This window comes from Micromonospora sp. NPDC000121 (assembly GCF_042899165.1).
Taxonomy (GTDB): domain Bacteria; phylum Actinomycetota; class Actinomycetes; order Mycobacteriales; family Micromonosporaceae; genus Micromonospora.
Map to the genome: position 1 here is coordinate 292,500 of NZ_JBIAZP010000008.1, position 15,283 is coordinate 307,782.

At 72.3% G+C, this 15,283-nt stretch carries 10 protein-coding genes; 3 read left to right on the plus strand and 7 right to left on the minus strand.

Going from position 1 to position 15,283, the window contains the following annotated elements; all coding sequences use genetic code 11:
* Position 1 precedes the first annotated feature (1 nt).
* From ACFY23_RS23245 to ACFY23_RS23270, 6 genes are all read right to left on the minus strand, one after another.
* Positions 2-1,054: a zinc-binding dehydrogenase gene (locus ACFY23_RS23245; protein ID WP_350680020.1), complete on the minus strand. Its 1,053-nt coding sequence runs from the start codon at positions 1,052-1,054 to the stop codon at positions 2-4.
* A gap of 261 nt (positions 1,055-1,315) precedes the next feature.
* Positions 1,316-1,861 carry a flavin reductase family protein gene (locus tag ACFY23_RS23250; protein WP_350680018.1) on the minus strand — a complete coding sequence of 182 codons (546 nt, stop codon included), beginning with the start codon at positions 1,859-1,861 and terminating at the stop codon, positions 1,316-1,318.
* Positions 1,855-2,886, minus strand: coding sequence for an ornithine cyclodeaminase (locus ACFY23_RS23255; protein WP_350680016.1), 1,032 nt, complete (start codon positions 2,884-2,886; stop codon positions 1,855-1,857). The genes ACFY23_RS23250 and ACFY23_RS23255 overlap by 7 nt, the downstream gene beginning before the upstream one ends.
* A complete protein-coding gene (locus ACFY23_RS23260; protein ID WP_350680014.1) occupies positions 2,883-4,331 on the minus strand; it encodes an aldehyde dehydrogenase in 1,449 nt (482 codons plus the stop codon). Before ACFY23_RS23260 ends, ACFY23_RS23255 begins: the two co-directional genes overlap by 4 nt.
* Before the next feature lies 1 nt (position 4,332).
* On the minus strand, positions 4,333-5,886 hold the full coding sequence (locus tag ACFY23_RS23265; protein ID WP_350680012.1) for a 4-hydroxyphenylacetate 3-hydroxylase N-terminal domain-containing protein: 1,554 nt from the start codon (positions 5,884-5,886) through the stop codon (positions 4,333-4,335).
* 16 nt (positions 5,887-5,902) lie between these two features.
* Complete coding sequence (locus ACFY23_RS23270; protein ID WP_350680010.1) at positions 5,903-11,050, minus strand: beta-ketoacyl synthase N-terminal-like domain-containing protein; 5,148 nt, start codon at positions 11,048-11,050, stop codon at positions 5,903-5,905.
* Positions 11,051-11,351: 301 nt separating this feature from the next.
* Here ACFY23_RS23270 and ACFY23_RS23275 point away from each other — a divergent pair, with 301 nt between their 5' ends.
* From ACFY23_RS23275 to ACFY23_RS23285, 3 genes are read left to right on the plus strand one after another with little or no spacing between them, the layout of a single operon-like run.
* Positions 11,352-12,533, plus strand: a complete 1,182-nt coding sequence (locus ACFY23_RS23275; RefSeq protein WP_350680008.1) for an amidohydrolase family protein — start codon at positions 11,352-11,354, stop codon at positions 12,531-12,533.
* Positions 12,530-12,859 (plus strand): 2Fe-2S iron-sulfur cluster-binding protein, encoded by a 330-nt coding sequence (locus ACFY23_RS23280; RefSeq protein ID WP_350680006.1) that lies wholly within the window; start codon positions 12,530-12,532, stop codon positions 12,857-12,859. Before ACFY23_RS23275 ends, ACFY23_RS23280 begins: the two co-directional genes overlap by 4 nt.
* A 35-nt stretch (positions 12,860-12,894) precedes the next feature.
* Positions 12,895-13,809, plus strand: coding sequence for a catechol 2,3-dioxygenase (locus ACFY23_RS23285; protein WP_350680004.1), 915 nt, complete (start codon positions 12,895-12,897; stop codon positions 13,807-13,809).
* Between the two features lie 66 nt (positions 13,810-13,875).
* Here ACFY23_RS23285 and ACFY23_RS23290 read toward each other — a convergent pair.
* The coding region (locus tag ACFY23_RS23290; RefSeq protein ID WP_350819344.1) for an alpha/beta fold hydrolase at positions 13,876-15,283 on the minus strand (1,408 nt) is incomplete at its 5' end.

Below are 15,283 nucleotides of genomic sequence, written 5' to 3' on the forward strand. Positions count from 1 at the left end.
GTCAGGTCTCGTCCGTCCGCCTCGGGTCGATCAGCACCTTGGTGTGCTCGCTCCGGCCCGAATCGAGTTCCTCGAGGACGTCCTTCAGCGACGACAGGCCGAAGGTGCCCGTGTGCAGTGACGCCACGTCGATCCGACCCGCGGCGATCGCGTGCATGGCGCCCACGAAGTCGTCGTGCTGGTAGGCCAGGGACCCGATCACGGTCAGCTCGCGGCTCTGCCAGTCGCCGTAGCTGACGCTCGAGTTCTCCAGCGGATAGCCGAGCAACGCGAGCGTCCCGCCCCGACGCACCAGCTCCGCCGACGGTTGGAACAGCGTCGGAACGCCGCTGCACTCGTACACGACGTCGGCGCCCAGCCCTCCGGTGAGCTCGTCGAGCGCGGCCCGGAGTTCGGCGGGCTCGACCACGTGGGCGAAGCCCAGCTTGCCGGCCAGCGCACGGCGCGCCGCGGAGGGCTCGGAGATGATCAAGGGACCCGCTCCGGCGTTGCGCGCGTGTTGGGCGGTGAGCAGCCCGATCGGGCCGGCACCCTGGACCACGGTGGTCGTACCGTACTCCGCTGCCACCCGCCGCACGGCGTGGAAGGTGACCGTAGCCGGCTCGACGAGCGCCGCCTCCACATCCGAGAGGCTCTCCGGCACCGGGATCACCCGCCGTGCCGAGACCTGCACCCGGGTGGCGAAGGCACCGTACGCGGGCGCGTCGGCGTCGACCCCGTTGGCCTCGGCGAACACCGTGTCGCAGTGGCGGGCATGCCCGGCGACGCACTGGCGACAACGGCCGCACGCCGGCCCCACCGCGCCCACCACCCGCTGGCCGACCCGCAGCCCGTCCACGCCGTCGCCCACCGCCGAGATCGAACCGGTCCACTCGTGTCCGAAGACCGCCGGCGGCAGCATGTGCCCATCGGTGTACCCGTGGACGTCGGTGCCGCAGATCCCCGTGTACGTGATGTCGACCGTCACGCGGCCGGGGCCCGGCTCGGTCCCGGACACCGGGCCCTCACGGAGCTCGCGCGGACCGGCGACGGCAAGGTGACGATCGGCGGACATACAGGGGCCTCCCTCGGCGACAGCCCCAGTCTTCCACCTGACCTGCCCCGAAGGGCATCGACCAGGAGATTCCGGCGGGGCAGCGCCCGCTCGTCCGCCGGTTCAGACCGCAGGAACGCCGGGGATCACAGATCGTGCCCCGCTGCCCGGATCGGCCAACCCGGCACCGAGTGCGCCGGACGAGCACCTGAGCACCGCTGCGCGGGTTCGCGGGAGTCATCCCTGAGCTCGCGAGGGGTCCGGGCCCACGCCGGCAGCGGCTCAGGCTGACGCCGCCGCGACGGGCCCACGGTGGAACTGTCCGCCGTAGAACAGCAGCGGGGGACGGTCGTGGACGCGGCGCACGGACAACAGACGGCCCACCACGATGGTGTGATCACCACCGTCGTAGGTGCGCCACAGGGCGCACTCCAGCCAGGCGGCGGCGTCGCACACCAGGGGCGCGCCGGTGTGCGGACCATCGACGCACCGCACCCCGTCGAAGCCGGCCGGACCGCTGGGGCGCATGCGACGGGCGAAGGTCCGCGCGACCACGTCCTGGTCGGCGGCCAGGACCGAGACCGCGAAGGTCCCGGCCGCCACGACGCCGTCGAGGGTGCGGGTGCCCTTCTCGAGGCAGATCAGGATGAGGGGCGGGTCGAGCGAGACGGAGGTGAAGGAGTTGGCGGTCATCCCGTGCGGGTCGGTACCGCCGACGGTGACGATGGTGACCCCGGTGGCGAAGGTGCCCAGCACGGGACGCAGTTGCGGGGTGTCCAGCGGGGACACCTCGGCACCCGGAGGCGGTGACGGGGGCGGCATCAGCATGGCAGGAGCGTGCCGTCACCGGTTCGGCGCGCGAGGTCGAGAACGGCGGCGGCGAGACCGATGTCGCTGACACCCATGCCGAACGGGTTGATGACCACGCGGTCGGTGGCGGTGACCGGTCGCGTGTACTCCCCCGCGAGCAGACGCGGGATCTCGGCGTCGACCCGGCGCGATCCGTCCGGTGCGGGGTCGTCCGGCCCGACCACCCGGCCCGCGGCCGCCAACCGGCCGAGCAGGCGATGGTCGTCGGTGCGGACCAACTCCCAGTCGTCGACGATGAGGTGGTCGGCGCCGAGCAGCAGTCCCTCGGTGGCGTCGTCGAGCGAGACGTTGACGAACGTCCCGCCGGGCGGCACCCAGTCGAGGTCCACGTACGGCTCGGTGGTGGTCGTGGCCGCGACCGTCAGCGCCGCGCCCTCGACCGCCTCACGGGCCGTCGATGTCACCCGGATCTGGGAGCCCGCGCCGAGCAGGTCGCGGCATCGGGCGGCGAAGTGCCCGGCGCGGCCCGCGTCGAGGTCGAACACGCGCACGTCACGCAGGGCCGGGGTGAGCGGTGCGAGCAGTTCGAGGTGCGTCTCGCTCTGCCGGCCGCAGCCCAGGAACGCCAGCCGCGTCACGCCGGCCGGTTCACGGACGGCGGTGACGGCGACGACCGAGGTGGCCGCGGTGCGCAGGGCGCTGATCCGGGCGCCCTCCATGATGCAGACGGGCCGTGCGGTCTCCGGGTCGTCGAGCACGACCAGACCGGCCGCCCGGGGCAGGCCCCGCTCCACGTTTCCCAGTGAGGCGTTGATGATTTTGCAGCCGTACGCCCCGTCGGCCCACCCCGGCAGGATGAGACTGCGGGCGGCGTGCCCGGAGCCGGTCGTCCAGCGCAGGGCGGCCTCGGCAGACAGCCCCGCGGCACCCTTGGCGTAGGCCAGCAGGGTCTGGCGGATGACGGCCGGCACGTCGATCCGGCTGACGAGCCCGGCGACGTCGGCGGCGGTGAGGTAGCGGATACCTTCCTCGGCGTGGCTCACGGGCGGTCTCCTTCGTCGACCTGGATCACGACGGCCTTGGGCTCGGTGAAGAAATCACGGCTGAACGTGCCGCCTTCGCGGCCGACCCCGGACTCCGCGGCTCCGCCGAACGGCGCGCGCAGGTCTCGGACGAAGAAACAGTTGACCCAGACGGTGCCGGCGCGCAGGCGGCCGGCGACCCGGTGCGCCCGCGACAGGTCGCTGGTGAACAGCATGGCGTTCAGGCCGTACCGGGTGTCGTTGGCGAGGCGCACCGCGTCCTTCTCGTCGGTGAACGGTGTCACGGTCACCACGGGGCCGAAGATCTCCTCACGCCACGCGGCGGTGCCCGTGCCGACGCCGGTGAGCACCGTGGGCCGTACGATCCAGCCCTCGCCCGCGCCGCCGGTCACCACCCGGGCACCGGCCTCCTCTGCCCGGCGTACGTGCTGTAGGACGGCTCGGTGGTGTCTGGCCGAGGCGAGCGGGCCGAAGCGGGTCGTCGGGTCGGACGGGTCACCTCCCGGCAGCGCCTCGGCCGCCGCTACGAACCGGGACAGGAACGCGTCGTAGATGTCGCGTTGGACAAGCAGGCGGCTGCCGGCCAGGCAGATCTGGCCGGCGTTGGTGAAGATCGCCTTGATCGACCAGGCGACAGCCTGGTCGAGGTCGGCGTCGGCGAAGACCACGCTGGCGCCCTTGCCGCCGAGTTCCAGGCTGACGGGTGTCAGGTTGGCGGCGGCCGCGGTGGCGATCGCCCGGCCGGTTGCCGTGCCGCCGGTGAAGGTGACCCGGTCCACCCGTGGGTCGGTGACGAGCGGCTCGCCGACGGCGTCGCCCGCACCGTGCACCACATTGAGTACACCCGGCGGCAGGCCGGCTTCGATCGCGAGCCGCGCCAGGATGGTTGCCGACGCCGGTGTCTCCTCCGACGGTTTGAGGACCACGGTGTTGCCCCAGGCGAGGGCCGGCGCGATCTTCCAGGTGGCGAGCATCAGCGGGTAGTTCCACGGACTCACCGCGACCACCACGCCGGCCGGTTCGTAGCGGCTGTAGGCGTGGTGACCGCTGTCCATGGGGTAGGTCTCCGCCGCGCCGAGCCGGGCGTGGTCGGCGAAGAACCTCAGGTTCTGCGCGGCGCGGGGCACGTCCTTGCCGCGGCTGTCGCTGATCGGCTTGCCCATGTCCCGCGTGTCGGCGAGCGCCAACTCCTCAATGTGCTCTTCGACCAGGTCGGCGAGGCGATGCAGCAGGACCCCGCGCCGGGTGAAGCCCATGCCTGGCCACGGCCCGGAGTCGAAGGCGGTGCGGGCCGCGGCGACCGCCCGCGCGGCGACGGCGTGGTCGCCGGCCGGGGCGACCGCCCACGGCCGGCGGGTGAACGGGTCGACGGACGGCGCCCGCGGACCGTCGTCCGGCGGGGTCTCCATCCCCTCGATCACGTGCCCGAAGTACGGGGTCGCCACGTCAGCCCCGCTTCCACAGCTCTTTGCGCAGCGCCCGCAGGTCGTCGTAGGACTCCAGGTCCGGCGCGGTCCAGCCGGAGAGGTCGTACTCGGCCAGGCACTGCTCGGCGAAGCCCCGGTAGCCGTCGAGCTGCCCGGTCATCTCCTGCACGGCCACGATCTCGGCGCGCACGTTCTCGTGGTTGCCCGCGAAGTTGCGCTCGTAGAGCTCGTGGCGGCTGCCGAACTCGGTGCCGACGGCGTCCCACAGCAGCTTCATCAGCTTCACCCGGTCGACGGCCGTCTGCCCGGCGGAACCGCGCAGGAAGCGGTCGAGGTACGGCCGGATCTCCGGGTTCTCGAAGTCCTCCGCGCTGGAGTTGATGTAGATGAGGCCGCTGGCCACGTCCTGCTCGATGATCTCCCGGATCCGCGGGTATCCGACGGTCATGAACCACCGGTACGCCAGGCCGTAGTCGAGCCGGGGCAGCAGGGCGCCGTCCTTCCACTCCTGCGGGTTGCGGGCCGCGGCGTCGCTCAGCGCCCAGAACATGTTGCGCCAGGCGAGGACCTCGCCGACCCGGGTCTGCACGCCCCGGTATCCGCCTGTGCCGGTCATGTCGAGTGCCTTCAGCAGCAGGCCCGCGATGAAGTCGATCTTCACGGCGAGCCGGATGCAACCCTGGAACGTCAGCCGCTCCAGGAAGCCCGAGCGCGGCACGAACGTGCTGACCTGCTCCGGATCGCCGTAGAGGAACACGTTCTCCCAGGGAATCAGGACCTTGTCCAGGACGAAGATCGTGTCGTTCTCGTCCAGTCGGCTGGACAGCGGGTAGTCGAACGGGCTGCCCATCACCGAGGCGGTGGCCGAGTACGACGGACGGCAGATCAGCTTGAGCCCGGGCGCGCCCATCGGCACGGTCGCCACGAGCGCGAACTCACGCTTCTTGATCGGCAGGCCGTAGTGGGAGATGAAGTTGAAGTGGGTCAGCGCCGAGCCCGTGGCGACCACCTTGGCACCGCTGACCACCAGGCCGTTGTCGGTCTCCTTCTCGACGTGCACGAAGACGTCCTTCGCGGCGTCCGCGGCCAGGTGACGGTCGACCGGGGGTTGCACGATCGCGTGGTTCCAGTAGAGGACCTTCTCCTGGGACTCGCGATACCACCGGCGGGCATTGTCCTCGTACGGCGCGTAGAAATCCGCGTTGGCGCCCAGCGTGCCCAGGAAGGCGGCCTTGTAGTCGGGGCTGCGGCCCATCCACCCGTAGGAGAGCCTCGCCCATTCGGCGATGGCGGCCCGGTCGGCGACCACCTCGTCGACGCTGCGGGGGGTCCGGAAGAACGGGTGGGTGAACCCGGTGCCGCTGTCGGTCGGCGCGGTGACCACGTCGCGGCGGGCCGGGTCGTGCAGCGCGTCGTACAGCCGCGCGGTCATCCGGGCCGGGTTGGCGAATGCGGGGTGCCTCGTCACGTCGTCGATGCGCTCCCCGTACAGGTAGATCTCGCGGCCGTCGCGGAGGCTCTCCAGGTATTCGGCTCCGGTGAACGGTCGTGTGCTGGGTGCGTCAGTGGTCACGGCAGCGGCTCCTCGGTCAGGACGTCGGTTCGGTGGTCGGGCGCCCGGCCACCGCGAGGTCGGCGAGGTGGCCGGCGACGGCGGTGACGGTCGGGTGGCGCCACAGCAGCGTGCTGGGCAGGCTGAGCCGCAGTCCCTGCTCTAGCCGGCGCCGGATGGAGACGGCCATGATGGAGTCCAGGCCCATCTCCAGCAGTGGCCGGTGCGGGTCGACGTCGGTCTCGGCCGCCTTCATCTCACCGGCGACGACGGAGCGGACCGCCTGGACCATGTGCTCGGCCAGTTCGGTGCCGTCGAGGTCCACCCATGCCGGCGCCTGCGAATCGAGGGCCGACGACGAGGGCGCCTCAGCCGTCAGGTCCGCCAGCAGCGGTGGTCGCCGGCCGCCGACGGGCACCGGAATCGGCCGCAGCACAGCCACGAACCCGCTGTCGCGCCGGTGGGCGTGCTCCCAGACCCGGAATGCCTCCCGCAGCGTGATGTCGGCGGTGCCGCGCGCGGCGAGCTCACCGTCGATGAGCACCGACGAGGTCGACATGCCGAGGCCACGCCACGACGTCCAGGCATAGCTCGTCACCGCGGCGTCCCCGGCGGCCCGCCGGTGCCGGGCGAGCCCGTCGAGGAACGCGTTGGCCGCGGCGTACGCGGCCTGGCCGGGCAGGCCCAGCAGGTGGCCGGCGGAGGAGAACAGCACGAGGAAGTCCAGCGTTCCGGGCGGGAACACGGTGTGCAGGGCGAGCGCGCCGTCGGCCTTGGGCCGCAGCGCACGGGCCAGCGCGGCGTCGTCGACCTGGTCGGCCAGCTGGTTCTCGACCACCCCAGCGGCGTGCACGACGCCGCGGACGGGGGGCAGGCCGAGGACGTCCGGTCGCAGCGCCTGCCGCAGCGCGTCGGTGTCGGCGACGTCGAGGGCGATCGTGCGTACGGTGACGCCGGCGGCCTCCAGCGATCGGACCGCGCCGATGCGCGCCCGCTGCTGCGGATCGGCGTCGTCCCAGCGCTCGCGGGGCGGCAGCGCCGTGCGGCCGGCCAGCACGAGCCGCCGTGCGCCCCGGTTGACCAGCCACCGTGCGACTTCGAGACCCAGGACGCCGAGGCCGCCGGTGATGAGGTACGTCGCGTCGGACCGGCATTCGAACATGGGCCGCACCGGCGGACCGTCGAGCGGGGTGAGCCGGGCGGCGTGGACGGCGCCGTCCTCGACCGACAGCAGGTCCGGACCGGGGGGTGCGCCGAGGGCCGCGCGCAGGGCCGGCGCCGTCGCGGCCGTCAACTCCTCCGGCAGGTCCACGATGCCACCCACGACGTCCGGGTACTCGGTGGCGAGGATCCGGCCGAGTCCCCACAGCGCGGACAGCCCCAGGGACGCGGCCGAACCCGCGCGCACGCCCCGGGTGACGACCCAGACCCGCCGGTCACCGGGCGGCAGCGCGGCCATTGCCCGTACCGCGCGAAGGACCTGAGCCGACGCGTCGGCGGCTGCGGTGCCGGGAGGCGGGGCCACCAGCACGGTGCCGGGCTGCCGCGGAGTGTGCGTCGCGAGCGGCACCTCCAGCAGCCTGGCGAGCGACGGATCACCGAGGACCACGAGGTGGGACGAGGGCGGGGACGCGGGCAGCGGGACCGGCCGCCACGCCAGGTCGAAGGCGAGCCGCCCGGGGCTGGCCTCGGCCCGCGGATCACCGTCGAGCACGCCGTACCGCAGCCCGGTGAGGACGACGGCGAGCGTGCCGTCCGACGCGGTGACGGCAACCTCGGCGGTGTCCGCACCCGACGGGCCGGTGGCGGGCCGCGCGTGCACGATCACCCGCGCGGGCGGATCACCGGTGACGGTGAGGCCGCGGATCGCCGCGGGCATCCGCAGCACCGGTTCGCCGGGAAAGACCACGGACGCGATGGACAGCGCGGCGTCCAGGACACAGGCCCAGCGCCCGGCCCCGATGCCGCTGCCGGGCGCGTCGACCTCGGCACGCAGCCCGCCGTCGGCGGTCCGCGCCAGACCGGTGACCTGCCAGGGGAATCCCATGCCGCGAACGTCGAGCTCGGCGAGGCGCTCGACGACGAAACCGGGATCCAGCGGGGTGCTCGGGCCGTCCGGGCCCGGCGGCGGCGGCGCACCGGCAGGGCCGGTCCGTGCCGTCGTGTGCACCAGCCACGCCTCGTCTCGCGGGCCGTCCCCAGCCTCCGGATCGACCAGGCGGGAGGCGAGATTGACCACGTCACCCTGGCGCACCACCTGGATCTCCCGCAGCGCGTCGGCCGTCACCGGGGTGCGCAACGCGACCTCGGTGAGCGCATCGGCCGACCCCGCCGCCAGGAACGTGCTCAGCAGCACCGCCGCCGGCACGATCTCGACGCCCTGCACCGGATGGTCAGCATCGTAGGGGCGGCTGGCCGGGTCGAGGTAGGTGTGCCACAGCTGCACCGGAGTGACGCCGTTGACCACGGTCCGCCCGCCGAGCAGGGTGTGGCTCGCCGGGTCGTGCCGGTCGCCGAGGGCGGTCAGCCGCGGGGTGTTGGTCGCCCAGTAGGAACGGTGTTCCCAGGCGCGCGGCGGCAGTTCGGCGAGGTCGTCGCCGGGGTAGATGTCCTCCCAGCCGACCGGTACCCCGGCGCAGTGCGCCGCGGCCAGGCTCTCCAGGAACGTCAGTTGCTCGGGCCGGTTGCGCCGCAGCGTGACGAGGACCGTGCCGTCGATCCCGGCGGCGTCGAGCGACTCGCGGATCGAGTGCGTCACCACCGGGTGCGGCGAGACCTCCAGGAACGTGCGGTGGCCGTCGGCGACGGCCGCGAGGACGGCCGTGTGCAGCAGCACCGGGTTGCGCAGGTTCGCCGCCCAGTACGCGCCGTCGCGGGCCACGCCGTCGCGGGGATCGGTGAGCGCGGTGGTGTACAGCGGCAACGCCGGCGGCCGGATCACGAGGCCGTCGGCAGCGGCGCGCAGCCCGGCCAGCAGCGGGTCCATCTGCGGGCTGTGGAACGCCACATCCGAGTCGACGGTACGCACCGCGACCTCGGCCCCCCACTCCGCCACGAGGGCGCGGACCGCTTCGGGCTCGCCGGAGACGACGGTGGAGCTGCCGGAGGAGGCGATCGCGGGCACCACATCGGTGCGTCCGGCAAGTCGCTCGGCGACCTCGTCGAAGCCCAGGGCGACCATCGCCATCGCACCGGCGCCGGCGGTCTGGCGGAGCAGGACCGACCGGCGGCAGACCAGCCGCGCGCCGTCGAGCGGGCTGAGCACCCCGGAGACGACGGCGGCGGCGATCTCGCCGACGGAGTGGCCGATCACCGCCGCGGGGCGCACGCCGTTGGCCTGCCAGACCGCGGCGAGGCCCACCTGCATCGCGTAGATCAGTGGCTGGATCATGTCGACGCCACCGTATTCGCCGCTGGCCATCACCTCGGTGGGCGAGAATCCGATCTCGGCGGTGAAGATCGGGTCGAGGTCGTCGAGCACCTTGCCGAACGCGGGCTCCGCCTGGAGCAGTTCGCGGCCCATTCCGATCCACTGTGAACCGTGGCCGGAGAAGACCCAGACGGCAGCGCTGTCGGACGGCTCGTGGGTGACGCCGCTGACCGGCGCGTCCGGGCGCCCTTCGGCGAGCGCGGTGAGCCCGGCGACCAGCGCGGGCCGGTCCGCCGCGACGACCGCGGCGCGGTGGCTGAGGTGGCTGCGGCGTACCGCGAGGGTGTGCCCGACCGCGCCGAGCGGTGTGGCCGCGCCGTCACCGTCGAGCCAGGCGGCCAGCCGGCCGGCGGCTCGGGCCAGCCCGGTGCCGGTCGCGGCGGAGATCGGATAGACGCGGGGCGCGCCCGTGTCGCCGCCGACGGCGTCGGCCGACTTGGACGCCGGCGCCTCCTCGAGGATCAGGTGGGCGATGGTGCCGCCGTAGCCGTATCCGGAGACGCCGGCACGGCGGGGCTGGTCGCCGCGCGGCCAGTCCTGGAGGCGGTCGACCACCCGCAGCCCGGTGCCCGTCCAATCGATCTTCGGGTTGGGTTCGGTCAGGTGCAGGGTGGCGGGCAGCTGGCCGTGCTGGAGCGCCAGGACCGTCTTGATGACGCCGGCCACCCCGGCACCGGCCTCCAGGTGCCCGATGTTGGTCTTGACGGAGCCGATCAGCAACGGAGTCCGCCGACCGGACCCCGAGCCGAGCGCGGCGCCGAGCGCACCGGCCTCCATCGGGTCGCCGATCTCGGTGCCGGTGCCGTGCGCCTCGACGTAGCTGACGCTGGCCGGCGGGATGCCGGTCGACCGGTACACCCGGCGGAGCAGGTGCTCCTGGGCCTCCTGGCTGGGGGCCATGATCCCGTTCGTGCGGCCGTCCTGGTGGATGCCACCGCCGCGGATCACGGCGAGCACCCGGTCGCCGGAGCGGCGCGCATCGCTGAGCCGCTTGAGCACGACCATCCCGCAGCCCTCGCCACGGCCATAGCCGTCGGCGGAGGCGTCGAACGACCGGCTCACCCCGCGCCGCGAGGTGGCGCCGGCCGCGTCGAGGACCATCGTCAGGCCCGGGCCGGCCATCAGCATGACACCGCCCGCGAGGGCGACGGGTGTCTCGTCCATCCACAGGCTCTGGCAGGCCAGGTGGATGGCGACCAGCGAGGAGGAGCACGCGGTGTCCACAGCGAGGCTCGGCCCACGCAGGTCGAGGGTGTAGGAGACCCGATTGGCCACCGCGCAGTAGGCGCCGCCGATTCCCGTACGCGCCTCGATGCCGGGCAGATCCTCGAGCAGCCGGCGACCGTAGTCGTCGGCGCCGACCCCGACGAAGACGCCGGCGTCGTGGTGGGCGAGGGCGCGAGGCGGGATACCCGCGTGTTCGAGGGCCTCCCAGCTGACCTCGAGGGTCATCCGCTGTTGCGGATCCATCAGCTCGGCCTCTCGGGGCGAGACCCCGAAGAAGGCGGCGTCGAACCCGGCGACATCGGGCAGGAACGACCCGTGGCGGTTCACCGCCCGCAGCGCGGCCGCGTTGGCCGGATCCGACCGCAGGTAGTCGTCCCAGCGCCCGTCGGGCAGCTCACCGGCGGTGCCGCGGCCCTCGGTCAACAACTGCCAGAACTCTGCGGGTGAGTTCACACCACCGGGGAACCGGCACGCCATCCCCACGATGGCGATCGGTTCGGCGGTCGTACCGCTGGCTTCACGTTGCACGTTCGGGTCCCTTCCCCGCAGAGAGACGCTGGATGACGGAGGCTGTGCCAGGTGACGCGTAGGAAAGCCGCCGGTCTGACCTGCGGGTCTTCGCGACCCGCGGCATTCACGAACTCATTGCGGCACCGCGTATGCGCCCGGACCTGAGCGAGTGCGGAGCAGAAGGACACGCTTCCGGGGAAAGATCGAACCCGCAGGCGTGACAGCGACTGCCTGATAGATCCATTGGCCTGTGCGAATGGACAGTACACCGGCCGGAATCCGTGGTCAACATGCGGTGTGATCGAAATCACATTGATTGATGATCTCGCCGGCCGCTGCTAGCGTCTGGGCCACAGCGGCCGATTTCCGGCTCGCCAACACACGGGGAATATCGACCGTGACGCGGGTCCGCGACAAGATGGTCCCGACCGGGCGCGATCTCGAATCAACAGCGGATGAACGCGCATTCACCGCCGCGCACCGGGCACTTTCGCCGATATCGCGCGTCCATTACCCGTACACCATTCGGGACTTTGTCGTGGCCGCGAAAGGAACCGACGTGACCGGCACATACCGCATCGACGTCCATCAGCACATCGTGCCGCCGGGGTACTCCCGCTGGCTCGTCGACAGGGGCCTGACGGCCGGGGGGATGCCACTGCCGGCCTGGTCGGCCGACGGCGCCCTCGCCATGATGGACGATCACGGCATACGCAGCTGCGTCATGTCGGTCTCCACGCCGGGGGTGCACCTCGGTGACGACGCCGAGGCCCGCGACAAGGCCCGATACGTCAACGAGTACGCCGCTGAGCAGGCAAAAGACCGACCGGACCGGTTCGGCTTCTTCGCCACGCTGACCCTGCCGGACGTCGACGGAGCCCTGGCGGAGATCGCACACTCCTTCGACGTGCTGGGCGCCGACGGGGTGGTCCTGCTCGCCAACGTGCGCGGTGCGTACCTCGGAGACCCGGCCTTCGACCCGGTGATGGACGAGCTCGACCGGCGCGGCGCCGTGGTGCTGATCCACCCGTCCCACCTGCCCGGGCCGGGCCTCGACGGCGCGCCGCCGTTTCTCCTCGACTTTCTGCTCGACACCAGCCGGGCGGTGCACAATCTGATCCGGCACGGCGCGATGCGGCGCTGGACCCGGATGCGCATCATCCTCTCGCACGGTGGCGGATTCGTGCCCTACGCGGCGCACCGGATGGCCCACGTCCGACGCGACATGGAATTGACCCCGGATACGTATCTGGCGGATCTCCGGAAGTTCTACTTCGACACGGCACTGTCGACCAGTCCGGTCTCACTTCCGTCACTTCTGGCCTTCGCCGATCCGACACACATCGTTTACGGCAGCGACTGGCCATACGCGCCCCTGCCCTCGGTTACGCATTTTAGTGACGAGTTCGACAAGTATTCCGACATCAGCGACGAGCAGCGCACCTCCATTTCACACGGCAACGCCGTACGGCTGTTCCCCCGGTTCGGCACGCCGGGATGACCGTCACCGTCGTCGTCCTGCCGACCGGGCTGACCGTGCCGGTGGCCAACGGTGAGACCATCCTGGCCGCGTTCTCCCGGGCCGGGTACACCCACACCGTCGGCTGCCGGCGCGGCGGCTGCGGCATGTGCAAGGTGGATCTGCGCGCCGGCAGCGTCCGGTACGACGACGTGGTCGCCGAGTCCGTGCTCGCCGCCGAGGAACGCGCGGCCGGAACCTGCCTCACCTGCCGCGCCGTGCCGTGCGGCGATGTCGTCGTCGAGCTGCGCCAGGACCGGCTCCGCCGCACCAACCCCTTCCTTCCACGTACGCCAGGACCCGCCTGACGGACTGACCCGCCCCGCACGATTGGAGCCAGAGCATGGGTGTACTGAGAATGGGTTATGTCCACGCCCGCGTGACCGACCTGGAGAAGGCCAAGCAGCACTACGGCGACACGATGGGTCTCTATCCCGTCCTCGTCGAGGAGGGCACGGCCTACTTCAAGGGCTGGGACGAGTGGGACCACCACTCGGTCGTCCTCGAGGAGGGCGGCGTCGGCGTCGCCAAGTTCGGCTTCAAGGTCGCCGACCCGGCGGACATCGAGCGCTTCGAGGACCGCGCGACCCGCTTCGGCTGCGCCGTGTCGCGCATGTCGGCCGGGGAGAACCGCGAGGTGAGCGACGGCATCCGGATCGTGCTGCCGTCGGAGCACGTCGTGGAGCTCTACCACGACATGACGGTGCTGGGCACCGAGGTCGGTACCCACAACCCGGAGGTCTTCCCCCGTCATCTGGTGGGCATCGGCGCGCCGCGGTTGGACCACGCGCTCATCACCGCCGAGGACGTCAACCTGATGGAGCGGTTCTTCCGGGAGGTCCTGGACTTCTACCCCAGCGAGCGCCTGGCGACGTCGCTGGACGCGGACGCCGACTGCATCGCCACCTGGCTGACCGTGGGCAACACGGTGCACGACATCGCGATCCTGAAGGGGCCGAACGCGAAGCTCCACCACTTCGCGTTCGAGCTGAGCAGCTGGAGCGACATCCTGCGGGCCGGCGACCTGATGGCGATGGACGACGTACCGGTCGACGTCGGGCCCACCAGGCACGGCATCACCCGGGGGCAGACCATCTACTTCTTCGACCCGTCCGGCAACCGCAACGAGGTCTTCAGCGGCGGATACGTGGCCTATCCCGACCGGCCGTGCGTCACCTGGACGCCGGACCAGTTGGAGAAGGGCGTCTTCTACATCAGTCGCGAGGTCAACGACCGGTTCACCGCCGCGCTGACCTGACCGGCGATCCCGGAAGAGCCCCGCCGCACCCCGGCGGGGCTCTTCCGTGTGGCGGCCGGCCATCGCTCAGCCCTGCCGCAACCAGGCGTCGACGGCCGCGGCCGTGGTGGCGACGTGGACGCGTTCGAGCATCGTGAAGTGGTTGCCGGGAACCGTCACCGCCTCGTGCGGATGCGGCCAGCTGGCCCGCTCGGTCTCCGTCGGCACAGCCGCTCCGACCGGTTCCTGGGCGTGTACGAGCAGGGTGGGAGCGGAGATCGGAGCCGGTCTGAGGTCGAACTCCGCGTACCGGGCGCGGGCGGTGACCCACGCGTCTCCCCACTCCTCGCCGAGCCGGTCCTGGGTGCCGGCGCGATCGAGCAGGTGCCGGGTGATGGCGGCCGACCAGGCCGCGTACTCCTCGCCGGCGCGCTCAGGCCACCAGCAGGTGTCGAGCATGACGAGGCTGGCTTTCTCCCACCGGTGCGCCAGCGCCGCGGCGAGCTGCCCACCGGTGGAGTGCCCGGCGAACACGATCGACCCGGTCGGCGCCTCGGCCTCCAGCACGGCGCGGTGCAGGTCGACGAGGGCGTCGAGGTCGGCCGGTAGCGGCTCGCCGGGCCGGAAGCCGGGCAGGGTCAGCACCGACACGGACGCGGCGGACCGTAGCGCGGCGGCGAGGCCGGCGTACTGGTACACCGACGGTTTCCAGGCGAACGACGGCACGCAGACGACGTGCGGTCCCGGACCGCCGGGTGCGGCCAGCCGCACGAGCCGCGGCCGGTCGGTGACCTCGGCGGCGGTCCGGAACGAGGGCCGGAACGAGGCCATGCCCCGGACCAGGGCGTCGGCCCGCTCGGCGTCCCCGGCGCGGTAGGCCTGCAGTACCAGGGCGCTCAGCGAATCGTCGACGCCGCCACCGGCGCCGGGCGCGGGTGCGGTGGGACCGGCACCGAGTTCCCCGTCGAGGTGCTCGGCGAGCGCGGCCGGTGTCGGATGGTCGAACGTCAGCGTGGCCGGGAAGATCCGACCGGTCCGGGCACCGAGCCGGTTGCGCAGTTCGACGGCGGTGAGTGAGTCGAAGCCGAGCGCCGCGAACGGCGCGTCCGCGTCGACGTCCTCGGCGCCGCGGTGACCGAGGACCGCGGCGACGTCGGAGCAGACGATCCGCAGCAGGTTCCGTCGGCGTTCGCCGGCGTCGAGGCCGGCGAGCTGGTCGGTCAGCGTCTGCCCGTCGCCCGTCACGGCCGCCCTGCGCGGACGGGGGATGGCCCGGCCGCGCCGGAGTTCCTGGAGCAGGGGCGTGGCGTGCGCGGCAGGATCGAGGTCGGCGGCGACGACGGCGGGGTGCTGCCCGCCTATCGCGGCGTCGAGCAGGGCCAGGGCGTGCTCCGTGGCCAGGGCGCGGTCGCGTTGTTGGAGGTGGCTGGTCATGCCGGTGGCGTGTTCCCACAGCCCCCACGCGATGGACGTGGCAGGCAGACCAGCCCGCTGC